The sequence below is a fragment of the Mesorhizobium sp. J8 genome, assembly GCF_016591715.1.
Taxonomy (GTDB): domain Bacteria; phylum Pseudomonadota; class Alphaproteobacteria; order Rhizobiales; family Rhizobiaceae; genus Mesorhizobium.
This window is the reverse complement of the sequence record NZ_AP024109.1, coordinates 4861603-4882584: the sequence shown is the minus strand read 5'-3', so window position 1 is coordinate 4882584 and position 20982 is coordinate 4861603. Positions and strand designations below refer to the sequence as shown.

Below are 20982 nucleotides of genomic sequence, written 5' to 3'. Positions count from 1 at the left end.
CGTCAGGCAAAACCAGGAAAGTAGTCGACCTTTATCCTCGAACGGCTGACGCCCATGGCCACAAGCTTCTGGCGCAACGCCTTGACCATCGCCTGGGGGCCGGAGACGTAGAAGGTGCGCTCGAGATAGTCGGGCATGGTGAGGCGCACCAGGCGGGCGTCTATGTAGCCGGGATACTGGCCGCGTACGGCGCCTTTGGCCACCGCGTGGTAGGTCCTTATGCCCAGCTCGCGTCTCGCGGATGCGAGCACGTGTCGATAAGCGATGTCTTCCTGGCCTTCTGTTCCATAGAGAACGACGATAGGTCGCGCTTCCTGGCGATCGATGAGATATTGCAGCATCGAGCGGAACGGCGTGATGCCGATGCCGCCCGCCAGGAAGGCGATCTTGGTTTTCGGATCGGACGGCAGCGTGAAATCGCCGGCCAGTTGCGAAGCGTGGATCGTGGCGCCGGGCTTCATAGCGCCCAGGGCCCGCTTGAAAGCGCTCGATTGCGGATAGAACTTGACGCCAAGCCGCACCGATTGCTCGGTAGGCGATGAGGCGACGGTGAAATAACGCCGGTTACCGCGATTGTCGGAACAGTCGAGGCTCAGCGTCCACTCCAGATACTGGCCCGCCCGGAAGGCAAGCCTTCGCGACGGTCTGAAGACGAAGTCGTAGCTGTCGACGGCGATTTGCTCGATGCGTTCCAAAGTCAACACGAACCGGCCCTTGGGGCTCACGGCGTAAGCGAAGAGGTTACCCGCCAGGAGAGCGAGTTCGGGCGTGAAGTAGAACGAGCCGATATGGATGTTGGGCGCGAACAGGAAGCCGACGATGACGGCAAAGGCGATCCGCGGCCAGCGCTGTGCAGGGGCCGTCAGCGGCTCGGTCAGCATCACGAAAGCGAAGAAAAATAGCGGCGATGAGCCCAGCGTTTCCTTGATGGCCGCACCATATTGCGCCGGATCTGTTGTTGCCAGGACGGCGGCCAGGGCCACGACCAGAAATGCCGCGACAAGATCCAGACGGCGCAGCTTCCGCACGACCAGAACCCCGCCGACGAGGACGAAGGGAAGCAGCCATGGATTGCCTCCGACCCACCAGGTGGCGGGCTGGTTCAGCAACAGCGCCGACAGCGCGACGCCGAGTGCCGCTGGATTGAAAAGGTGTTTTCGGCCGACGGCCAGGATGTATTTCGACGAAATCGCCCAAACAGAGGCGAAAGCGACAGCCCCGATACCCTTCAAGTCCGTGAATGCGACCGGATCGAGGATGAGCGTGAGTATGAGGGCGGTGATATAGACGGATTCGCTGTTTGCCGGAACCTCGAAGACCAGCGCGAAGGCCATGTTGGTGATCCAGCAGGTAGCGACTGTGAGGGCAGCGGTGAAAGCGAGCGCAAGCGGATCATGCGGCACCAGCTTGACGAAGCAGAAGGCGAACGCCGCGCTCAGCAGCGCCATCAGATAGTAGAGCACCAGCCGGTACATGGTCACGTGATCGAGGAATCGGTCGACTGCCTTGATCATGGTTCGCAAAGGTCTCCGAATCCGCTTGTCGGCGTGGCACGGCCATTGACGTCGACGACATACCCTTCCAGCCCGGAAGTCTGCTCGATGAAGAGGATGCCGTCCCGGCCCATGGCGAAGGCTGCCGTGGCGAAGCGATCGGCTTCGAGCACATCGGATCCGATGACCGTCAGGCTGACGATGTCGGCGATAGTCTCCGAAGGCTCATGGGGATTGTAGATGTGCTGGCCGCGCGCATAAGTGCCGGACGTGGCGACGCCGCGACCGCGCGGATAGATGATCTTGATGATCTCGTCCTTCTTGAAGGGGTTGCGAACGCCGACGCTCCAGTCTCCGCCGGAGGCATTCCTGCCGCAGGACTGAATGTCGCCACCCGCCTCGATGAAGAAATCGCCGATGCCGGCTCCACGGATGAGGGCGGCGGCATTGCGGATCGCCCAGCCTTTCACGATCCCGGACGGGTCAAGCGAGCCGTCGACCCTGCGGATGTCGAAATATCCGTTCGTCTCGTTTCTTGTCCGCTCTGCGAGCGCAAGCACTTCCATCATCTCGCCGCTCCAATCCTTGACCGGAACGTCACCCCGGTTGATGGCGGAAATCTCACTGTCGCTCCTGTAGGTGCTGAAGCGCCGGTCGATCCGCTCGAAATAGTCGAACACGGACTCGACCAGCGAGCTGCCGGCGCCTCCGACATCGATCGTGATGGGCATTCCCATCAGAATTCGGGTTTCGCGCATCGAGTCAGGAAGAAGCCTTCTTCAGGGCTCCGCCGAGCGACTGGATGAAGGCCTTGCTGGTCAGCGTCGCACCCGAGATGATGTCCACATCGGCGCTCTGCGCGCTGATCGCTTCGTCACGCAGCATCGGCAGCGCCTGCCGGTTGATGCTGACGGAGGTGCGGCGGTCATTGGGGTATTTCAGCACCTTGAGTGCCGTTACGCGGCCCCCTTGGACAAGTGCCTGGATCTGAATGATGCCGTAGTAGGCGTCGGCCGGAGGACCGGTGTAGACCCCGTCGGTGTAGCCGTGCGCCGCGAGCTTCATGCCTGCATGGATAATGCGCGCTGGAGGATAATCCGGTCGCGGCTGCGGAATGGGAATGTAGACGGCGGGCGTCACCGCGAATGACCGTGCCTGCAGCGGTGCGGCATCCGCCCGTGGGAGTTCCGCTTTTGGCGCTGATGGCGGCGGAGGCTGTGTGGTTTCCGGCTGGCTGTCAGCAAAGGTGGACTGTGGTGCGGGCGTCGCAATCGTCGAGTGGACCCTGGCTTCGAGCGTTGCGCGTGGCGCCAGGGTTCTTGGTACATCCAACCGAGAAACTGCCGGCAGGGTCGAGGCCGGCACTGGAACCGGATCGGCAGGAGGCGGCGGAGCCACAGGGGGCAAGGTCTGCTCTGTCGCATTGGTGGCCCCTTGTGTATCGAGCAGATCATTGTCGGCAAGCTTGCCCGCCTGATCCCAGACATAGGCTCCCGACGAGGCGATCACGAAGAGAGACAGAGCGATCTGTTTCATGAACACAGTTCCGGTTTTGAGCGCGGCCCGGCCCGAGCCGTTCCCTGCAGGTTGGAGCAATATCTCACGAGCTAGCTGACAACTGGCTGTCAGCGCTCCGGCTTGCGAAAAATGGCGGATCGACGGGCCGGGTGTCGCCGATTGACTTCGATCAAGGCATTTGTTCGGATCCAAGGGCAATCAACGGGCGGGCTGCCCTCCCGGCTTGCCGATGCGGACGCAAGCCATGATCAAACCGACAACTTTCCTTTTGCTCAGATGAGTCGCCTTCATACCGAAAACCACCTGGTGTCACGCGTCGGCTGGTTGCGCGCCGCGGTGCTCGGCGCCAACGACGGCATCGTCTCGACCGCCAGCCTGATCATTGGTGTTGCAAGCGCCAATGCCACCACCGCCAGCGTGCTGGTCGCCGGCGTCGCCGGCCTGGTAGCTGGCGCCATGTCGATGGCCGCCGGCGAATATGTGTCCGTCAGTTCACAGGCCGATACCGAGCACGCCGATCTCGCGCGCGAGCGAAAAGAACTTGCGAGCCAACCCGAATTCGAGAGGCACGAGCTTGCCCAGATCTACATCGACCGAGGCGTGGAGCCTCAATTGGCGTTGCAGGTGGCTGACCAGTTGATGGCCAAGGACGCCCTTGGCGCACATGCCCGCGACGAACTTGGTATTTCCGAGGTGACTGCTGCACGACCGATAATGGCTGCGCTCGCTTCGGCGGCGGCGTTTTCAATAGGCGCGATCATGCCTTTGGCAATGGTGCTGCTTTCACCGCCCTCCCGACTTGTTGCCGTGGTTTCGATTGCGTCGCTGCTGTTCCTCGCGGTGCTCGGTGCGATCGGCGCGAGGGCTGGCGGCGCTAATGCATGGAGGGCCACCATTCGGGTTACCTTTTGGGGAGCGCTGGCAATGGCGCTTACCGCGGGTATCGGTGCGATATTCGGTACCGCAGGCTAGGTTCATGGGCGAGACAATCGATCCCTTTGGCGAAAGCAAGTTCACGAAATGGACAGCGCTCCTTGATTGAGATCAACGTCGCGCGCCGCTTGAGATGGCAATGAATTGTCATCTGAGGAGTGTGCCACATGAGCTTTCTCGAATATCTGATCGGGGCTGACGCCAGAACTGCCTTGATGGAACGCATGATGCAGAAGATGGGCGTCGACAGGCAGCTGAAGGTTGTGGCGGATCACGCAGCCGTCACCAGTCGTGCCGTCGACCGGTGCCGGTCTTGCGGCCACCAGGACGAATGCGCAGCCTGGCTCGACGAAACCGCGCGTGCCGACCATCCGCCGGCCTATTGCCGCAACAGCGACCTGATCACTCGATTGCAGTCCATCCGTTGATTGAACCTTGACGCTTGGCGCAACGAGCTGCATGGCGAGCGGCCGGCAAGCAAGCTCGGCCGGGCACATGGCGGCTCACATCCGGCTATGGGAGCACGGCGGTTTCCGGCTTTGTCGCGTCTGCGCTGCATCCCAGGCTCGGGGCGAGCTTCGAGCGATACGCGCCGCGCTCGCTCATCACGAGACGAGCACGACCGACAACGGTCCGGCGTAGAAGAGATGGTCAGTTACTTTCTTGACCCCTGCGACGTTCTCCGCTGCAACGACAGCGGCCTTTCGCTGGCGCTCGTCGAAAATGGCGCCATTCAGTTCGACCTCTCCTTTTTTGACAGTGACGCCGATAAGGTCGCCGCCAACGCTCCAGGACTGCCCTCGCAGCTCGGCAAGGATGTTCCTGCGGATGACCTCGTCGTCGACAGTCGCGGAGCCTGACTTGGGCAGGGTGCGAAGCAGGATGCGCATCAGATCGGAGCGGCTGACGATGCCGACGATCTTCCCCGCGTCGAGAATCGGCACGTTCTTGATGTCGTGGGTTGCCATGAGATCCACGATCTCGGCGAGCGAGGCGCCTGGCGCTGCCGAAACGACGCCGGTCGTCATAACCTCGCCCACCCGGCGGCTGCTCGAACGGACATACTCCTCGGCGAGCTTGCCCGGACCGAGAAGAAATTCGAGCCAGCGAGGCCGCGCCCGTCTGGTGCCGAGTTCGCCCCGGCGCAGGAAATCGCCTTCGCTGACGACGCCGGCCAGTGATCCATCCTCTCCCAGGACCGGCAGGCAGCGGATGTTCCTGGTCAGCATCAGATCGGCCGCTTCGGCGACCGAGGCGGAGGCGCCGATCGTGACCACCGGCGTCGTCATGATGTCGCGAGCGTGCATCGAAATCTCCCGCTTTCGTCAGCCTTATTTTTGGGACGTCGAGAACAACGGTGCCTTGATTTACGTCAGTTTTGCCGACCTTCGCCGTCTCGCTGATCAGGCTCGATCAGTATTCGCTCGGCAGCTCCATCGAGATCCTCGTACTGGCCGCTGCGCAAAGCCCATAGGAAGCCGGATAAACCGAGCGCTCCCAGAAACAGAGCCACGGGAATGAGATAAACGAGCGTGGTCATGGACGGGCCGCTTCGATGACATCGGTGCGGCGCCGGGCCAGCGGAGCTTCAGGCGCCGCTTTCGCCGTTGCGTCAAGCCGCATCGCATTTCCAATCACGATCAGCGAAGAGGCGCTCATTGCGATCGCCGCGATGAGCGGCGTCACGTGGCCCAGAACGGCGATCGGAACGGCAAAGGCGTTGTAGGCGATGGCGATCGCGATGTTCTGGCGGATGAGCCGGCCGGCCCTGCGCGAGACATCCATTGCCAGCGGGACCGCAAGCAGGCTTTCGCGCAGGAAGACGAAATCGGCGGCCTGGCGGCCGATGTCGGCCGCGGTCGCCGGAGCCATCGAAACATGCGCTGCCCGCAATGCCGGTGTGTCGTTGAAGCCGTCGCCCACCATCAGCACCTTGTGTCCGGCGCGGGTGAGCGCTTCGATCCACTCGACCTTCCCGGAAGGCAGCAGAGCCGGCGCGAAACTTGCGATCCCCAACGATTTGGCAACCTCGCTGCAGGCCTTGGCGGTATCCCCGGATAGCATATCGACCGAAAGCCCGGCGTCCTTCAACTGGCAGATCGCTGCCTTGGCATCTTGCCGAAGCGCGTCCTCGAAAGCGAAGCAGGCGACGATGTTTCCGTTCTTGGAGAGCACGGTGCCGCCATAGCCGCCGGGTTTGCCTTCGCCGCCGGTGCGAGCCTTCCAGCCCGCCCATCCGCGCCTGCCGAGCCGCCACGTATTCCCTTGGGTTACGGCCTCGATGCCGAAGCCCGGATGCTCGGTGACGGATCCGACGCTGGGCTGGCCGCAATACCCCGCATAACTGGCGATTGCCCTCGAGAACGGATGGCGGGAATGAGCCGCCATGTCCGCCGCGATCGCAAGCATGGTCGGATCGATAGACGACGCATTCACGAGTTTTGGGCGCCCGAGCGTCAGCGTTCCGGTCTTGTCGAAGACAGCCGTGTCGATCCCCGCAAGACGCTCCATCGCTGAGCCATCCTTGACCATGACGCCGGCCTCGAAGAGGCGCCGGGCCGCGACGATCTGGACGATCGGCACCGCGAGGCCGAGCGCGCAAGGGCAGGTGATGATGAGCACGGCGATAGCGATGGTCATGGCGCGATGCCAATCGCCGGAGGCGGCCATCCAGCCGAGAAATGTGACAAAGGCGGCAAGATGGACCACGGGCGCGTAGAGTGCCGATACCCTGTCGGCGATCCGCCTGTAGCGCGAGCGGCCACCCTCGGCGGCTTCCATCAGCCGAACCATTTCCGCCAGGAAGGAATCCTTCGCGGCGGCAGTCGCCTGCATCGTCAACGGGCCCGTGAGGTTGAGCGTGCCGGCCTGCACATGGGCGCCTGCACTAACGGTTTTGGGCTCGGTTTCACCGGAGACGATCGAGCAATCGAGATCGGAGTTCCCGCTGACGATATCGCCGTCGACCGGTATCCGTTCTCCGGCCACGATGAGCAGGCGCAGCCCAGGCACAAGTTCGGCGACGGGCAGGTATTCGCGTGTTCCATCCTCACGCAGGACAAGCGAACCTCTTGATGCGAGCCGTGAGAGGCCATTGACGGCGGTTCGCGCCCGCTCCCGCATGACATGGTCGAGCGTGCGGCCGATCAGCAGGAAGAAGAGCAGCGACACCGAGGCATCGAAATAGGCGTGCTCGCCGTGATCGATCGTCTCGTAAAGACTCATCGCGTAGGCGAGCGATATGCCCACCGCGATCGGCACATCCATGTTCATGCGGCCATGGCGCAGCGCATTCGCCGCGGAGCGGAAGAAAATTCTGCCGGCGAAGGCGAGAGCCGGAATGGCGATCAGCGCGGACAGCCAGTGAAACAGATCGCGCGTCGCGCCCTCGGCGCCTGACCAGACCGATACCGACAGCAGCATGATGTTGCCTGCTGCAAAGCCCGCCACGGCGACGGCGCGGATCAGCTCCGAGAGCGTCCTGTCCTTCTCGTCAATTTCGGTGTCGAACAGATGCGCCTGATAGCCGAGACGGCCGAGCACGGCGAAGAATGGCGGGACACTGTCGCCATGCCAGCGTATCGACACTCGTTTCGTCGACAGGTTGACGCGCGCGGACTCGATGTTCTCGACCTTGCAGAGAGCGGTCTCGATCGCTTGAATGCAAGCCCCGCAATGAGCCGTCGGAACCGACAGGTCGGTCTGGTGCATGTCGCCACCCAGAGAACGGCTGGCCAGCTTGATCTCCTCGCTCGACGGCGGTGCCGAGGCAGCCATCTCCAATGCCATCTCAGCGCCTGGCGCGCAGCAGCTCATTGCAGGGCTCCGTTTGAAATCATGATGCGGCGGACGTCGCGAAACGGTGACCTAAGCCCGGCGTCTGCATCGATCTCCACGATCCAGACGCCGTTTTTCGGGGTGTGGCGAACAGCGAACGTGTCTGTGTTTCCGGGAGCATCTCGGGACACTGCGGCAAGTGTCAGGGCCTCGTCCTCGGCTTCGTAGGCCGGGTGGCGGAACAGTATCCTGACGCCATGCAGCGGCACCGGCTTTCCTTTGCTGTCGACAAGGCTGTAACGGACTTCGCCGGAAGCGACGGTCAGCTTGCCTGTCCAGCCAAGCGCCGCCTGCGCTCGTCCTTTTCTTGCTTCTTCGTTGAACTGCTGGCTTGCAACATAGGTGTTCTCTACGACCAGCCCGGTCCAGCTCTTTTGGGCGAGCGTCGCCATCGTCACGTTCACCCCGATCACCACCGCGAAGAAGCTGACGATGACGATCAACATGTGCTTGCCGCTGAAGCCGCCTGGCTTTTGCGTTTCGGCGCTCATCTGCTGTTCTCCGGGGCATTGAAAGTGGCCGTGTATTCGGCGGTTTCGGAACTTGCCTTGTCGGCGATGCGGAATTCGAAACTCTGGGCCGGCTTTCTGATCCGATCGGCCGGTTGCCTGACGAAGATTTTGAGCGTCTTCAATCGGTCCGGCTCGACCGGGATGAAGAACGAGCGACTTGCGGGCTGATCGATGCCGACGATGCTCATCTCGCCGCCGTCGAGACCCTGCAACGTGACCTCGATCATCCTGGGCTCCGGTATCATGTTGAGCAGCTTGACTGTATAGCCGTTACGGATCGAGCCGTCGGAGAGCGTCACGAATTGCGGATTGCGGTCGTGCAGGACGTTCAGTTCGAGCCGTTCGCGCGTCAGCAGCGAATAGACCAACGCCAAGCCGATCGCCGACCATACGCCGAGATAGATGTAGGTGCGCAACCGGAAGATCTTGCCCAGATGGAAGTGCGCCAAGCCGTCGGCGAAGCCGCCGCTCGGCGTCCTCACCAGCGCCGGATTGACGGGGGCGGTGCCCCCGGAGGTGGCCATCGCCATGTTGGCGTTGTAGTCCGCCAGCGTCGCATAGGAAATCAGCCCGCGCTCCCGGCCAAGCTTGTCCATGACGCTGTCGCAAGCGTCGATGCAGAGCGCGCAGGTGATGCATTCCAGTTGCTGGCCATCCCGGATGTCGATCCCCATGGGGCAGACGGCGACACAGGCGTTGCAGTCGACACAGTCGCCGACCGATTGCCCGGCGGCCGAGGCCTTCTTGGCATGTCGCGAACGCGGCTCGCCGCGCCAGTCATTGTAGGTCACCGTCAGCGAGTTTTCGTCGAGCATGGCTGCCTGGATGCGCGGCCACGGGCACATGTAGGTGCAGACCTGTTCGCGCATCAGCCCGCCGAAGACGTAGGTAGTGCCGGTGAGCACGGCGATGGTGGCATAGGCGACAGGCGCCGCCGTTCCAGTGACGACCTCGCCGAGCAGTTTCGGCGCATCGGCGAAGTAGAAGATCCAGGCGCCGCCGGTGGCGACCGCGATGACCAGCCAGACGGCGTGCTTGCTCATGCGCAAGAACAGCTTGCGGGGGCTCCAGGGAGAGGCGTCCAGCTTCATGCGGGCATTGCGGTCGCCTTCGATCGCCCCTTCCACGACAAGGAACAGGTCGACCCAGACGGTCTGCGGGCAGGTGTATCCGCACCAGGCCCGCCCAACGGTCGACGTGATCAGGAAAAGGCCGACGCCCGCCATCATGAGCAGGCCGGCAACGTAATAGAATTCCTGTGGCCAGATCTCGATGAAGAAGAAATAGAAGCGCCGGTTTGCCAGGTCGACGAGAACGGCCTGGTCGGGTGCGAAGGGGCCGCGCTCCCAGCGCAGCCAGGGGGTCAGGTAGTAGATGCCGAGCGTGATCGCCATCACCAGCCATTTGAATTGGCGAAAACGGCCCGAGGCACGCTTCGGGAAGATCTTCCTGCGCGCTGCGTAGAGCGGCTGTCGCGTCTTTGCGGAGTTGACCGCTTCGGCCTCGAGCCGTTCTACCTGCGTCTGATCCAGCACGATTTTCTCCAATCGCTGCGAAGCGGCGCCGCCTCTGCCGGGCAGTCTTGCAATCGCTCAAGCCGCGTCGCGTTGATGCAGGTCAAATTGAGGGATCAAAACAAGTCGAGGCCCGGCATGGCCGGGCCTCGTCGCTTGAACGGCCGAGGGCCGAGAATAGGCCCCGCTCCTATTCTCCGCCGCCAAGCGAATGGACATAGACAGCCAGTTCCTTGACCGTCGTCTCGCCGAGACGACCGACCCAGGCAGGCATCACTCCGTTCTTCGGGGCCCGCACCTGAGAAGCAATCGCGGCTTCGCCGGAACCATGGAGCCAGATCGCATCCGTCAGATCGGGTGCTCCGAGATCCCTGTTGCCCTTCGCGTTCTCGCCATGGCAGGCAACGCAATTGTCCGCGAAAATTTTGGCGCCGGGCTCGATCAGACTCTTGTCCCGCACCGGCCCCGAAAGGCTGGCCACAAAAGCGCTGACCTCAGCGATCTGCTCCGGCTTGAGCACGTCGGCAAAGGCAGGCATTTCCGACTGGCGGGTATCGGCGTCCGCGGCGAAGCGAATGCCGTGCGTGATCGTCTGCTGGATCTGCTCCGCCTTGCCGCCCCAGAGCCAATCGTCATCGTTGAGGTTCGGAAAGTCTATCGATCCTTGCGCGCCGGCACCGTGGCACTGCACGCAGTTGACCCTGAATGCGGCGCCGCCGGCAGCGACGGCGAACTCGCGCAAGGCGTCGTCGGCAGCAATTTCCGAAACGGTTTTGGTCTGTATCGCCGCGACGTATTTGGCCTTGGCGGCCTCGGCCGCCGCCATTTCGTTCTTGACGTCGTTGCGGCTGGAAAAGCCCAGGACGCCCTTGGTCGCGGAACTCAACATCGGCCAGGCGGGGTAGGCAATCGTGTAGGCGAGTGCCCAGGCAATGGTGACGTAGAAGGTTATTACCCACCAGCGCGGCAGGGGATTGTTGAGTTCCTTGATACCGTCCCACTCATGACCGGTCGTCGTCACGCCGGAGATTTCGTCGACATGCTCGCTGCTCATGATCAATCGTCCTTGAGAGGTATCTGTGCGGCGTGGTCCGCATGCGCCTTGCCACCGGGGCGAAGCGCGAATGCGATGCAGCCTACGAAGAACAGGGCCATGGCAAGCAGGCCCCAACTGTCGGCGAATTCCCGCATCAAATTGTATTCCATCGGTCTGCGCTCCTCAGCGGTAGCCGGCGGCTTCGTCGTAGTTCTTGAAATCGACGAGCGTGCCGAGCATCTGGAGGTAAGCCACCAGGGCGTCCATCTCGGTGACCTGTTGCGGGTTGCCGTCGAAGTCGCCGACCTTGGCCTTCGGGTATCTTTTTTCCAGGCCTGACGTGTCGGCATTGGGATTCGCCTGCGCCATCAGATCCGCATTGGCATTGGCGATCATGTCGTCGGAGTAGGGGACACCGATACGCCGGTTGGCGACGAGATGCGTCGAGAAGTCCTTCACCTCGATCTGCTTCTCCTTCAGGAACGCGTAGCTCGGCATGATCGACTCCGGCACGACGGAGCGTGGATCGCTGAGATGCTGGACGTGCCAGCTGTTGGAGTAGCGGTCGCCGACGCGGGCGAGATCGGGTCCCGTTCGCTTGGATCCCCACTGGAACGGGTGATCGTACATCGACTCGGCCGCCAGGCTGTAGTGGCCGTAGCGTTCCACCTCGTCCCGGAACGGCCTGATCATCTGGCTGTGGCAGAGGTAGCATCCCTCGCGCACATAGATATTGCGGCCGGCGAGCTCGAGCGGCGAGTAAGGCCGCATGCCCTCGACCTTCTCGATCGTATTGTCGAGATAGAAGAGCGGCGCGATCTCGACGATGCCGCCGACAGTCACCACCAGCAGGGATCCGACAAGAAGCAGCGTGGCGTTCTTCTCGATCAGTGCGTGTCTATCCATCAGGCCCATGTCTGGCTCCTTATTCGGCAGGCTGGAGTGCGGGGGCGGAACCCGGCAAAGGCTGCTCGCTGCGCTGGTAGCCACGAATGGTCATGGTGACGTTCCAGGCCATGATCAGCATGCCGGCGAGATACATGGCGCCGCCCGCGGCGCGCATGAGATAGTAAGGATGCATGGCAGCGACGGTCTCGGCGAAGGAGTAGACGAGGAATCCCTGCTCGTCGTACTCGCGCCACATGAGCCCCTGCATGATGCCCGAGACCCACATCACAGCCGCGTAGACGACGATGCCGAGCGTCGCCAGCCAGAAGTGCCAGGTGACGAGCCGTAGCGAATAAAGCCGTTCGCGATTCCAGAGCTTGGGCACCATGTAGTAGATTGCGCCGAAGGTGATGAGGCCGACCCAGCCGAGCGCGCCCGAATGGACGTGGCCGATTGTCCAATCCGTATAGTGCGAGAGCGAATTGACGGTCTTGATCGACATCATCGGACCTTCGAAGGTCGACATGCCGTAGAAGGCGATGGCCGCGACCATCATGCGCACGATCGGGTCCGTCCGGATCTTGTCCCAGGCGCCGGAAAGGGTCATGAGGCCGTTGATCATGCCGCCCCAGGACGGCATCCACAGCATCACCGAGAACACCATGCCGAGCGTCTGCGCCCAGTCGGGCAGCGCGGTGTAGTGAAGGTGATGCGGCCCCGCCCAGATGTAGAGAAAGATCAAAGCCCAGAAGTGGATGATCGACAGGCGGTAGGAATAGACCGGCCGGTTAACCTGCTTGGGCACGAAATAATACATCATGCCCAGGAAGCCGGCCGTCAGGAAGAAGCCTACCGCATTATGCCCGTACCACCACTGCGTCAGCGCGTCCTGGACGCCCGAGAAGGCGGAATAGCTTTTGGAGCCAAGGAAGGAGGCGGGCATCGACAGGTTGTTGACGACATGCAGCATCGCGATGGTCACGATGAAGGAGAGGTAGAACCAGTTGGCGACGTAGATATGCGGTTCCTTGCGCTTCAGAATGGTGCCAAGGAAAAGGATCAGGTAGGCGACCCAGACGATCGTCAGCCAGATGTCGACATACCATTCCGGCTCTGCATATTCGCGGCTTTCGGTGATGCCGAGGAGATAGCCGGTCGCGGCCATGACGATGAAGAGCTGGTAACCCCAGAAGACGAACCAGGCCAGGTTGCCGCCGAACAGCCGTGCGCGGCAGGTGCGCTGGACGACGTAGAGCGACGTGCAAAGCAGGGCGTTGCCGCCGAAGGCGAAGACGACGCCGGATGTGTGCAGCGGACGCAGACGGCCGAAGTTGAACCAGGGTGGGATGTTAAGATCGGGGAAGGCGAGCTGAAGCGCGATAACGACGCCGACCAGCATGCCGACGACGCCCCAGAACACGGTTGCGATGGCACCGTAGCGGATCGGACCGTCCATGTAGGTGGAGGGGTCGATCGGCGCCGCGGGCTTGAAATCCGAATTGCGCAGCAGGATCGCGGTGAAGCCAACTACCGCGACGAAAAGAACCCACATGTGCTGGCGGAAGGGTTCATCCACGCCAAAGCCGGCGGCCACAAGGGCACCAAAAGCAAACAGGCTTAAAAGGACGATCTCCGTGCCAAATTTCATCGCAAGTCCCCGATCTCGTCTCGAAAGTTCCGGCGGAATGCCCGCTCGGGGCACCATTTCGGGATTCTCCGTCCGCCGGCCTTGATTCAAGTCAAACGTGACGAGCTTTTGTTTTGGCGAGGGTTGCAGCGACCGCCGGAGCACAGCTTCGGCAATGAGGTGAACAGGCAAAAAGCGCCATGAAATAATCTGGAGGGCCGAAGTCAGCAGCTCCGGAAGGCCGAAGCCGAATGACGGTTGGACGGCGACTAGTCTCCGCAGCGCTCCTCGAGCTGAGCTATGCTCTCGAGGGTAATGTGTCGCTTGTTTACGATCCGGATCACGCCGTCCACTCGCAGCCGGGAGAATTCCCGGCTTACCGTCTCGATGGTCAACCCAAGAAAATCGGCGATATCCGCACGGTGTCAGCGGCAGGTCGAAGCTTATCGAGCTTGCCGGATGGCGTGCGCGATCGATGTTTCCGGCGACCATGAGAAGGAAGCTTGCGACCTTTTCGGAGGCGGTTTTGCGTCCCAGCGCAGCCAACCAGTCGCGTGCGTCGTCAAGTTCGTTCAGCGCATGCCTCAGCAGCTGGCGCGCGAGCTCAGGCGCCTCGTCGATCATTCGATCGATCGTTGTCCCTGGAAACGAGCAGAGCTCCACAGTCGTCAGGGCTTCGGCCTTGATCGGCCTTTTCGCCTCGAAAGGCCGCCCAGGAAATCAGGCGCGAAATGAAATCCGACGATCTGCTGGCGACCGTCAGACAGGTTCCTGGTGAGCTTGATTACACCGGACAACAGGTTCGAGTAGGTTCCATCGTCGGACAGCTCCATCCCTGCCGGAATCTCATGCCTCGACGAAGCTGCAGCCAGCTCGGCGAGCTGGCGGGGCTTGAGCACGCCGCATAATCCGTCCCGCCGCGCTTCGCAGGATCTGCAAATCGCGGGAATGTCGGCCTGCTGAGCATCCTGTGTGGCGGTCATCGCGACGCCCGTGATCAATAGCGCCGGCAGCTTGCGCCGGTCGCGCCCTCGATCGCCTTGATCCAGATCAAGGTTTTGCCGGCATCGTTCGGGCAGTTTGCCCGGTATGAGCCCTCACGCCGCCGTCCATGCCACGCACCCAAGCGCTGTTGCGAACGTTGCCGACAACGTACCGCGTTACACGAGCTATCCGACGGCGCCGCACTTTCATCCGGGCGTCGATGCGGTGACGGTTCGCGGGTGGATGGATGCGCTCGAAGGCGACGACGAGATATCGCTCTATCTGCACATCCCCTATTGCGACCGGTTGTGCTGGTTCTGCGCCTGCCACACCAAGCAGACACGTCACTATACGCCCGTGGCCGCCTTCCTGCGCTCGCTCCACAAGGAGATCGAAACGGTCGGCGGCCTTGTGCACGGCCGGGGCAGGATCCGCGCCGTCCATTTCGGCGGCGGCTCTCCGACGATGCTCAAGCCCGATGACATACTCATGCTGGGAGAAGCATTGCGGGATCGGTTCGACTTTCTCGACGATGCCAGCCTCAGCGTCGAGATCGATCCCAACGACATGGATGACGGCCGGATCGATGCCTTTGCGGCAATCGGCATGGCCAGGGCGAGCCTCGGCGTTCAGGACTTCGATCCCAAGGTGCAGAAGGCGATCAACCGCGAGCAGAGCTTTGCGCTCACCAAAAGCATTGTCGATGCGGTCCGCGCGCGAGGCGTTCAATCCGTCAACCTGGACCTTCTCTACGGCCTGCCGCATCAGACCCGCGAAAGTGTCGCGGCGACGGTCGTCCAGGCGCTGACGCTGGAGCCGGACCGGCTTGCCCTATTCGGCTACGCGCATGTGCCATGGTTCAAGAAGCACCAGACGATGATCGATGAAGCCTGGCTGCCCGACTCCGCCGCACGCCTGGCGCAGTCACGGCTTGCCGCGCAACTGATCGTCGATGCCGGCTACGAGGCCTTGGGGCTGGATCATTTTGCAAAACCGCAGGATGCGCTGGCGGTTGCGGCCCGTGCCGGCAAGATCCGTCGCAACTTCCAGGGTTATACCGAGGATCAGTGCGACACCCTGATCGGTCTTGGTCCGTCCTCGATCAGTCGGTTCCGCCAGGGCTATGCACAAAACATTGTCGCGACCGGCGAGTACGAAAAAGCCGTCGATGCCGGTGGGCTGGCGACAGCGCGCGGCATTGAGCTCAGCGTCGATGATCAGGCGAGGGCCTGGCTCATCGAACGCCTGATGTGCAGCTTCGCCTTCTCGGCGATAGAACTTGTCGAACGCTTTGGAGCGGTGGGACAAACGGTGCTCTGCGAAGCGAGCCGGTTGGCCATCGGCGGCGCCGGCCATCTCCTTCGGCTCGACCGCGAAAACTTCATCGTGCCGGAGGAAAGCCGTCCGCTCGTCAGGACTGTGGCGGCCAGGTTCGACAAATATCTCAACAATGGAACCGGCAGGCACTCGCCGGCGGTCTGAGGCCGAAACCACGGTTCAGAAGTGCTCGCCGATCCTGAAGGGGCCGACACGGGTGCCGGCCGCGATAAGGTAGGCGGTCGACCAGCCGATCAGCAGAAACCCGTTGATGCCCTCCAGCGCGGCCAGCACGCGCCAGCCCTGGGCGGGAACGACGTCTCCATAGCCGACTGTCGAGAAGGTTATGGTCGAGAAGTAAAGCGCCGTCTCGAAGTCACCCAGGATTCCAAGCAGCCTGTAGATTCCGGCCCACAGCCAGACCTCCGTCGTCATGACCGCGAAAAATCCCATAACCACAGTGATCATGGCGATGACCCGGCTGCGCCGCCCGTGCATGCGAAAGAGCGCGACGAGCCGTGCCATCGCGTGAGTGATCGCGATGAGGCCGAAAGTATGGATCAGGACCGTCAGACTGATGACGATCGTACCGACGCAAAGATTAAGGATCATCGGCGGAGACTACGAACCCTGACAGCCGCGGTCCTTGCGCAAAATCAAGCCTGTTATCAGCCCGACGAATTCCCACGCCGGCGGGATTGCACCTAATCACTGGCTGAGGAGCCGAGACGGAAGAACATGGCAAGCTTCAGACTTGCCGCTATCCGTTCGGCCCGCTCAACGAAGACAGCCGCGATCTCAGGGGTGAAGAGCTCGGACGCCGTCTTGCTGAAGAGGGCCAACCAGATACTGAAGTCGGCCTCGGTGACGTCCTTGAGCTTCAGGTGAGCTGGCACCGGCCGTCCATGATAGTCGCCGCTCTTCAATATCACCGAGCACCAGAAGTCGGTCATCTTCTCCAGATGAGGCTCCCAATCGCCAGTGATTTCCCGGGCGAAGATGGGTCCAAGTCGCTCATCCTTTCGTACGCCGGAATAGAATTCGCGAACCAGCAATCCAATTGAAGCCCGGTCGACGCCAGGGCGGGCCAGGGGCTGTTCGGCGACAGGGCGAACCCTGTCGGGAAAGACCGGCTTTGAAGTCATTCGGTGTTCCTTTTGAGAGCAGTCAGGTCAAGCCAAGGCGGCGAAGCGCCGCCTGCAGGAGGCCGGCGCGACCATGGACCAGGCGAAATCCGAGATTGTCCGGCGGAGTGCCGACCGCGCAGCCGCCGCTTTTGCCGTCACGGATGAAGTTCGACATGTAGGTCCGGTGGAAACCTTCCACAACGTGGACGCCGCAATTGCCGAGCGACCTGGCAACGCCATCGCTGGACATCGTCACATGAGCGTAGCAGGTCGATGTCCATTCCCAGACATTGCCGGCGATATCCGCAACGCCCTTCGAATTGGTCCCAAATGCCCCGAGAGGGCGAGGCTCGGGATCGGCTTGACGGCCGAGCGCCGCCTCGTTGCGATATTGGGCGAGCCATCGCCTCGCGGGATTGGCAGAGTCGCCGTCGCCCTCGATGTCGGCCCGAAACCGCTCGCCGGCGGCATAGGCCCACTCCACATCGGTCGGGAGCCGCCAGGTCTCGTCCGTTTTCGCCGACAGCCAATTCGCGTAAGCCTGCGCATCGAGGAAGCTGACGCCCGTCACCGGAACGTTGCCGACAATGCTTGAATCAGCAGGCTTGCAGGCGCCGTCCGAAACGCAGCGGTCATAGTCGGATGCGGTCACCTGGAATTTCATGATTTCCAGAGGCGCGTCGATGGTTTCCTTCGCCACGGGTGCGGGTGCGGGATGGTTGTCCCTGAGGAACTCGCCAGGCTGTGGGTGTTCGAATGACCCGGGCTTCAGGGCTACCAGCTCTGCAGCCGCAGCTGGAACCCGGGACCGAGCGGATGTCCCGTCGATCGCATTGCTGACGCCCAGTCCGATGAGGGCGGCGGCCGCAATCGTTCCAAATGTGAAGACAGGATCGAAGGACATGTTGGAAAATCCGCCTGCAGGTTCGACCCGCCGGCCGCGCCGGCAGGTCGTGGTAGACCGTCTTTCCGGTTTACGAGGCAATCGCCTTGGGAGCCTCGACCTGCATCATCAGATCGTCGTCCCAGGTTCCATCGACGGTGAAGTGCGCGGTGGCGCCGAGCTCGACGGCCTCGATCAGGTTGTGATTGACATAGGCGTAGACGCCAGGCTGCCGGAAAGTATAGAGCGCCGCGCCCGCCGAACCGCCGCGAACGAACCAGGTTTCCATATCCTTGGCGGGCGGGTTCGCGAACTTGCCGCCTTCCCAGACGAAGTCGCCGTGGCCGCCGATCAGATGCGGACGGGTGTCGCGATTGGCCTGCGAGTGGACGATCAGCACCGTTTCCCCAACCTTGGCCTTCATCGCGTTTTCGCCGGTCAGCGATCCAGCCTTGCCGTTGAATACGACATGCGTCGGGATCAGGCCGCGCATCACCTTCACGGTGTCGTCGTAGTTGTCGCCGGCCGAGTCGTACTTCTTGAATTTCCCCTGCTCATCGCGCGGGATATAGAAGTCGTTTTCGCCGACATAGTAGATGCGGTCATAGCGGACAGGCTTGCCCTTGTCGTCCTTCAGTCCGTCGCGCGGCAGGACCATCACCGCGCCGCTCATCCCCGACACGACATGCCACGGGATCATCGCGCCGCCAGGGGCGCAATGGTAGACGAATGTGCCCGACCTGGTCGCCTTGAAGCGCAACGTCACCTGCTCGCCCGGGTTGATCAGCGTCAGCGCGCCGCCGCCGAGCCCGCCGGTCGCCGCATGGAAATCGATATTGTGGGCGAGCGTGTTGGTGTCGGGATTGATCAGCGTGAGCTCGAGATAGTCACCTTCATGCACGACCATGAGGGGGCCCGGGATCGAACCGTTGTAGGTCATGGCGTTGAGCTGCGTGCCGTCGGCGTCGATGACCAGCGGCTTCTCCTCGATCGTCACGGTGAACTCGACGACCTTGGGGCCACCCTTGGCCACCTGGTCGTGGGCGTGCACGAAAGGCGGCGCGACGAGGGTCACCTTTTCGCGGGGCAGCCCAGCCACATCCTTGGCGGCGGCCATTACCGGCCCAGAGCCGATGGCAGCGACGGCGGCGGCGGTCAGAACAGAACCCAACAAAGCTTCGCGTCTCGTAAGCATTTTCATCTCCTCAACTTCACCATTTCGATGAAGCGAGGATAATATCTTTGCGCGGCGCTTCTTTGCGTTTGCGCAAATCTGAGCCAAATGGATTTTGGTTTTGGGATGATTGGCGAAAGCAACTCGCGTCATGACAACTGTGGCTGCGGTAGGATACCAAATCGCAAAAATGAAAATGGCCGGGTCAGACCTCTCCCCAGGTCTGCCCGGCCAGTGCTTCCGGCTCGCCACCGCCGGAGGCAATCTCACATGCTGTCGGATCAGTTCGAAGCGGCCTTGGTCGCCTCGGCGAACAGTTCGGCGAAGACCGGTTTTGCCTTGCCGATCTGCTTGACGGTCTCGGCCGCGTCCAGGTTGACGGGCTTGCCGACGACGATCAGCGCCACCATACCCATGCCGTAGTGTGGCGCGCACTTCACGCCATAGACGCCTTCCTTGGTGAGGGTGACCGTGACCTCCTCGCTCGGCTTGCCCTTGAACGCTTCGGCACCGTCCGGGATCATGCCCTTGATGATCTCGGCGTTATGAGTCTTGTCGGTCGGCACGAACTTGATGGTGTCGCCGGGAGCGGCGCGGACGAAGTCGGGCTGGAAGACCATCGAGCCCTTCTCACCCTTGTTCAGCATCTGCACGACATGTTCTTCGGCATTTGCAGTGCCGGCAAGTGAGAGCAGGGCTATCGCCGCGGCAATCAGGGGCAGTTTCATTCCAAGTTCCTTTCTTTGGGTTCACCACGGCATCAACCGTTGCGCCCTTGTAGATCGCCGGACGGCCTGCCGATTTGCGCTGGCGCAAATTGCAAGAGGAAAAATGACGGACGAACAGTGGAGGAGACGAGGGAGGCTTCACTTGTCGGCAACGGGTCGTCCGTGACAAAGTTCGGCCGAGGCCCGAGCGCGGTGCGCAGTTGAGTTGGGGAGGGAAGGCAGTTGGCAAGCCTTGATCGGTCGTTGATTGCCGGTCTGTCCGTCTTAGAGGGGATCGCCGCAGCGGACCTCGATCGTATCATCAGCCAGGCGAGATCCGTTCGCATTGCCAAGGATCAGCCGGTATTCGAGCAGGAACAGGAGGCACATTCATTCTTCCTCTTGCTCGACGGCCATGTGCGCGTGGTGAAGTCGACTCCGGACGGACACGAGGTGACCGTGCGATATATAAGCCCAGGCGAGTTGATGGGGATCGCCAGCGCGCTGGGCCGGACGACCTATCCGGCAAATGCCGTGGCGGCCGCCGATTGCGTGGTGCTTGCTTGGCCAAGCCAACTGTGGTCCACCTTCGCCACGAGCTACCCCAGCTTTAGCGCCAATACCTACAAGGTTGTCGGATCCAGACTCCAGGACGCCCACACGCGCGTTATCGAGATGTCCACCGAGCAGGTGGAGCAGCGCGTCGCGCACGCGTTGCTCAAGCTGATCAAGCAGTCGGGGAAAAAGACCGAACAAGGGATTCTGATCGACTTCCCGATTTCGCGCCAGGACGTCGCGGAAATGACGGGCACCACGCTCCACACGGTAAGCCGGCTGCTTTCCGCATGGGAGGACCAAGGGCTGGTCAAGAGCGGACGCCAGAGGGTCGTCGTGGTCGAGCCGCATCGGCTGCTTGTCATTGCCGAAGGCCGCGCTGCAAAAAGCTAGTCCACGTTGCCGGCGTCGATCGCCGCCTGCAGGTCACGACGAAGCCTGTCCTCGTCCAGCTCATGCTCGTGCGCCGCTTCTGAAACGGTGTGAAAGGTGGCGATCGGGCAGCCGACGCAGAGCATCCCATACTGGAGAACGACTCGGATCGCCGCCGGCGTCTGGCGCATGATCCCGTCCATCGTCGTATCGTCGTTCAATTTGTGTTTCATCGCATTGGCCCGCATTTGCAAGCCGGCATCCTGCCCGAGCCAGCCAGGACGTTCGTTGTTCTGAAGCAAAGACTTTGCTCTCCTGCTCCTCGCAGAAGCCGCAGCCCGACCCTGCGATTTAGAGCTGCCCTAGACCGGCATTTGCGATGGATCAAAGCTCGACCGTTCTTCGCCGGATAGATCGGTGATGTCGGTCTTGACACGGACCGGTCATGAACCGGTGGCAGCGTCGATGCGTTGTGCCTCAGCCGGATCGGCCAAACCAGCGAAGG

The 20982-nt window shown here is 62.0% G+C and carries 22 protein-coding genes and 1 pseudogene; 4 read left to right on the top strand and 19 right to left on the bottom strand.

What is annotated here, in order from left to right; translation table 11 throughout:
- Nucleotides 1–2: 2 nt before the first annotated feature.
- The 3 genes from MJ8_RS23335 to MJ8_RS23325 are packed head-to-tail and all read right to left on the bottom strand — an operon-like array spanning nucleotide 3 to nucleotide 3029.
- A complete protein-coding gene (locus MJ8_RS23335; RefSeq protein ID WP_201411057.1) occupies nucleotides 3–1514 on the bottom strand; it encodes an FAD-dependent oxidoreductase in 1512 nt (503 codons plus the stop codon).
- Nucleotides 1511–2230, bottom strand: coding sequence for an FAD:protein FMN transferase (locus MJ8_RS23330; RefSeq protein WP_225248006.1), 720 nt, complete (start codon nucleotides 2228–2230; stop codon nucleotides 1511–1513). The genes MJ8_RS23335 and MJ8_RS23330 overlap by 4 nt, the downstream gene beginning before the upstream one ends.
- A 25-nt stretch (nucleotides 2231–2255) precedes the next feature.
- Nucleotides 2256–3029 (bottom strand): FMN-binding protein, encoded by a 774-nt coding sequence (locus MJ8_RS23325; protein ID WP_201411055.1) that lies wholly within the window; start codon nucleotides 3027–3029, stop codon nucleotides 2256–2258.
- Between the two features lie 258 nt (nucleotides 3030–3287).
- On the opposite strand from MJ8_RS23325, the gene MJ8_RS23320 reads away from it, so the two are divergent.
- Nucleotides 3288–3983, top strand: a complete 696-nt coding sequence (locus MJ8_RS23320) for a VIT family protein (RefSeq protein WP_201415554.1) — start codon at nucleotides 3288–3290, stop codon at nucleotides 3981–3983.
- A 128-nt stretch (nucleotides 3984–4111) separates the two neighbouring features.
- Nucleotides 4112–4372: a DUF6455 family protein gene (locus tag MJ8_RS23315; protein ID WP_201411054.1), complete on the top strand. Its 261-nt coding sequence runs from the start codon at nucleotides 4112–4114 to the stop codon at nucleotides 4370–4372.
- Between the two features lie 177 nt (nucleotides 4373–4549).
- On the opposite strand, the gene MJ8_RS23310 is transcribed toward MJ8_RS23315, so the two are convergent.
- The 10 genes and pseudogenes from MJ8_RS23310 to MJ8_RS23265 form a co-directional block, all read right to left on the bottom strand.
- The gene (locus MJ8_RS23310) at nucleotides 4550–5251 is read right to left on the bottom strand and encodes a CBS domain-containing protein (RefSeq protein WP_201411053.1); all 702 of its coding nucleotides are present in this window, start codon (nucleotides 5249–5251) and stop codon (nucleotides 4550–4552) included.
- Nucleotides 5252–5316: 65 nt separating this feature from the next.
- Nucleotides 5317–5484, bottom strand: a complete 168-nt coding sequence (ccoS, locus tag MJ8_RS23305; RefSeq protein WP_201411052.1) for a cbb3-type cytochrome oxidase assembly protein CcoS — start codon at nucleotides 5482–5484, stop codon at nucleotides 5317–5319.
- On the bottom strand, nucleotides 5481–7760 hold the full coding sequence (locus tag MJ8_RS23300) for a cation-translocating P-type ATPase (protein ID WP_201411051.1): 2280 nt from the start codon (nucleotides 7758–7760) through the stop codon (nucleotides 5481–5483). Before MJ8_RS23300 ends, ccoS begins: the two co-directional genes overlap by 4 nt.
- Nucleotides 7757–8272 carry a FixH family protein gene (locus tag MJ8_RS23295; RefSeq protein ID WP_201411050.1) on the bottom strand — a complete coding sequence of 172 codons (516 nt, stop codon included), beginning with the start codon at nucleotides 8270–8272 and terminating at the stop codon, nucleotides 7757–7759. Before MJ8_RS23295 ends, MJ8_RS23300 begins: the two co-directional genes overlap by 4 nt.
- On the bottom strand, nucleotides 8269–9828 hold the full coding sequence (gene ccoG, locus MJ8_RS23290) for a cytochrome c oxidase accessory protein CcoG (RefSeq protein ID WP_201411049.1): 1560 nt from the start codon (nucleotides 9826–9828) through the stop codon (nucleotides 8269–8271). The genes MJ8_RS23295 and ccoG overlap by 4 nt, the downstream gene beginning before the upstream one ends.
- Before the next feature lie 169 nt (nucleotides 9829–9997).
- Entirely contained in the window at nucleotides 9998–10861 is an 864-nt protein-coding gene (gene ccoP, locus MJ8_RS23285) for a cytochrome-c oxidase, cbb3-type subunit III (protein WP_201411048.1), read from the bottom strand.
- Nucleotides 10862–10863: 2 nt separating this feature from the next.
- On the bottom strand, nucleotides 10864–11013 hold the full coding sequence (locus MJ8_RS23280) for a CcoQ/FixQ family Cbb3-type cytochrome c oxidase assembly chaperone (RefSeq protein WP_041005791.1): 150 nt from the start codon (nucleotides 11011–11013) through the stop codon (nucleotides 10864–10866).
- 13 nt (nucleotides 11014–11026) lie between these two features.
- Entirely contained in the window at nucleotides 11027–11758 is a 732-nt protein-coding gene (gene ccoO / locus MJ8_RS23275) for a cytochrome-c oxidase, cbb3-type subunit II (RefSeq protein ID WP_201411047.1), read from the bottom strand.
- A gap of 10 nt (nucleotides 11759–11768) precedes the next feature.
- The gene (gene ccoN, locus MJ8_RS23270; RefSeq protein ID WP_201411046.1) at nucleotides 11769–13379 is read right to left on the bottom strand and encodes a cytochrome-c oxidase, cbb3-type subunit I; all 1611 of its coding nucleotides are present in this window, start codon (nucleotides 13377–13379) and stop codon (nucleotides 11769–11771) included.
- Nucleotides 13380–13627: 248 nt separating this feature from the next.
- Nucleotides 13628–14341, bottom strand: a pseudogene (locus MJ8_RS23265) (Crp/Fnr family transcriptional regulator).
- Nucleotides 14342–14447: 106 nt separating this feature from the next.
- Between MJ8_RS23265 and hemN the strand changes: the two are divergent.
- A complete protein-coding gene (hemN, locus tag MJ8_RS23260) occupies nucleotides 14448–15824 on the top strand; it encodes an oxygen-independent coproporphyrinogen III oxidase (protein ID WP_201411045.1) in 1377 nt (458 codons plus the stop codon).
- 15 nt (nucleotides 15825–15839) lie between these two features.
- On the opposite strand, the gene MJ8_RS23255 is transcribed toward hemN, so the two are convergent.
- From MJ8_RS23255 to MJ8_RS23235, 5 genes are all read right to left on the bottom strand, one after another.
- Nucleotides 15840–16271, bottom strand: coding sequence for a potassium channel family protein (locus MJ8_RS23255; protein WP_201411044.1), 432 nt, complete (start codon nucleotides 16269–16271; stop codon nucleotides 15840–15842).
- 92 nt (nucleotides 16272–16363) lie between these two features.
- A complete protein-coding gene (locus MJ8_RS23250; RefSeq protein ID WP_225248005.1) occupies nucleotides 16364–16804 on the bottom strand; it encodes a group III truncated hemoglobin in 441 nt (146 codons plus the stop codon).
- A gap of 22 nt (nucleotides 16805–16826) precedes the next feature.
- Nucleotides 16827–17690 (bottom strand): SUMF1/EgtB/PvdO family nonheme iron enzyme, encoded by an 864-nt coding sequence (locus MJ8_RS23245; RefSeq protein WP_201411043.1) that lies wholly within the window; start codon nucleotides 17688–17690, stop codon nucleotides 16827–16829.
- 70 nt (nucleotides 17691–17760) lie between these two features.
- A complete protein-coding gene (gene nirK, locus MJ8_RS23240; protein ID WP_201411042.1) occupies nucleotides 17761–18864 on the bottom strand; it encodes a copper-containing nitrite reductase in 1104 nt (367 codons plus the stop codon).
- Between the two features lie 260 nt (nucleotides 18865–19124).
- Nucleotides 19125–19571, bottom strand: coding sequence for a pseudoazurin (locus MJ8_RS23235; RefSeq protein WP_201411041.1), 447 nt, complete (start codon nucleotides 19569–19571; stop codon nucleotides 19125–19127).
- A 222-nt stretch (nucleotides 19572–19793) separates the two neighbouring features.
- Here MJ8_RS23235 and MJ8_RS23230 point away from each other — a divergent pair, with 222 nt between their 5' ends.
- Complete coding sequence (locus tag MJ8_RS23230; RefSeq protein WP_201411040.1) at nucleotides 19794–20498, top strand: Crp/Fnr family transcriptional regulator; 705 nt, start codon at nucleotides 19794–19796, stop codon at nucleotides 20496–20498.
- On the opposite strand, the gene MJ8_RS23225 is transcribed toward MJ8_RS23230, so the two are convergent.
- On the bottom strand, nucleotides 20495–20779 hold the full coding sequence (locus MJ8_RS23225) for a DUF1858 domain-containing protein (protein WP_318528190.1): 285 nt from the start codon (nucleotides 20777–20779) through the stop codon (nucleotides 20495–20497). The two genes, MJ8_RS23230 and MJ8_RS23225, sit on opposite strands and share 4 nt — an antisense overlap.
- Between the last annotated feature and the right edge of the window lie 203 nt (nucleotides 20780–20982).

What these genes read in the sequence shown, in the direction of transcription:
- MJ8_RS23335 (WP_201411057.1), bottom strand. Translation starts at nt 1,514, where the DNA reads ATGATCAAGGCAGTCGACCGATTCCTCGATCACGTGACCATGTACCGG.
- MJ8_RS23330 (WP_225248006.1), bottom strand. Translation starts at nt 2,230, where the DNA reads ATGGGAATGCCCATCACGATCGATGTCGGAGGCGCCGGCAGCTCGCTG.
- MJ8_RS23325 (WP_201411055.1), bottom strand. Translation starts at nt 3,029, where the DNA reads ATGAAACAGATCGCTCTGTCTCTCTTCGTGATCGCCTCGTCGGGAGCC.
- MJ8_RS23320 (WP_201415554.1), top strand. Translation starts at nt 3,288, where the DNA reads ATGAGTCGCCTTCATACCGAAAACCACCTGGTGTCACGCGTCGGCTGG.
- MJ8_RS23315 (WP_201411054.1), top strand. Translation starts at nt 4,112, where the DNA reads ATGAGCTTTCTCGAATATCTGATCGGGGCTGACGCCAGAACTGCCTTG.
- MJ8_RS23310 (WP_201411053.1), bottom strand. Translation starts at nt 5,251, where the DNA reads ATGCACGCTCGCGACATCATGACGACGCCGGTGGTCACGATCGGCGCC.
- ccoS (WP_201411052.1), bottom strand. Translation starts at nt 5,484, where the DNA reads ATGACCACGCTCGTTTATCTCATTCCCGTGGCTCTGTTTCTGGGAGCG.
- MJ8_RS23300 (WP_201411051.1), bottom strand. Translation starts at nt 7,760, where the DNA reads ATGAGCTGCTGCGCGCCAGGCGCTGAGATGGCATTGGAGATGGCTGCC.
- MJ8_RS23295 (WP_201411050.1), bottom strand. Translation starts at nt 8,272, where the DNA reads ATGAGCGCCGAAACGCAAAAGCCAGGCGGCTTCAGCGGCAAGCACATG.
- ccoP (WP_201411048.1), bottom strand. Translation starts at nt 10,861, where the DNA reads ATGAGCAGCGAGCATGTCGACGAAATCTCCGGCGTGACGACGACCGGT.
- MJ8_RS23280 (WP_041005791.1), bottom strand. Translation starts at nt 11,013, where the DNA reads ATGGAATACAATTTGATGCGGGAATTCGCCGACAGTTGGGGCCTGCTT.
- ccoO (WP_201411047.1), bottom strand. Translation starts at nt 11,758, where the DNA reads ATGGGCCTGATGGATAGACACGCACTGATCGAGAAGAACGCCACGCTG.
- ccoN (WP_201411046.1), bottom strand. Translation starts at nt 13,379, where the DNA reads ATGAAATTTGGCACGGAGATCGTCCTTTTAAGCCTGTTTGCTTTTGGT.
- hemN (WP_201411045.1), top strand. Translation starts at nt 14,448, where the DNA reads ATGAGCCCTCACGCCGCCGTCCATGCCACGCACCCAAGCGCTGTTGCG.
- MJ8_RS23255 (WP_201411044.1), bottom strand. Translation starts at nt 16,271, where the DNA reads ATGATCCTTAATCTTTGCGTCGGTACGATCGTCATCAGTCTGACGGTC.
- MJ8_RS23250 (WP_225248005.1), bottom strand. Translation starts at nt 16,804, where the DNA reads ATGACTTCAAAGCCGGTCTTTCCCGACAGGGTTCGCCCTGTCGCCGAA.
- MJ8_RS23245 (WP_201411043.1), bottom strand. Translation starts at nt 17,690, where the DNA reads ATGTCCTTCGATCCTGTCTTCACATTTGGAACGATTGCGGCCGCCGCC.
- nirK (WP_201411042.1), bottom strand. Translation starts at nt 18,864, where the DNA reads ATGCTTACGAGACGCGAAGCTTTGTTGGGTTCTGTTCTGACCGCCGCC.
- MJ8_RS23235 (WP_201411041.1), bottom strand. Translation starts at nt 19,571, where the DNA reads ATGAAACTGCCCCTGATTGCCGCGGCGATAGCCCTGCTCTCACTTGCC.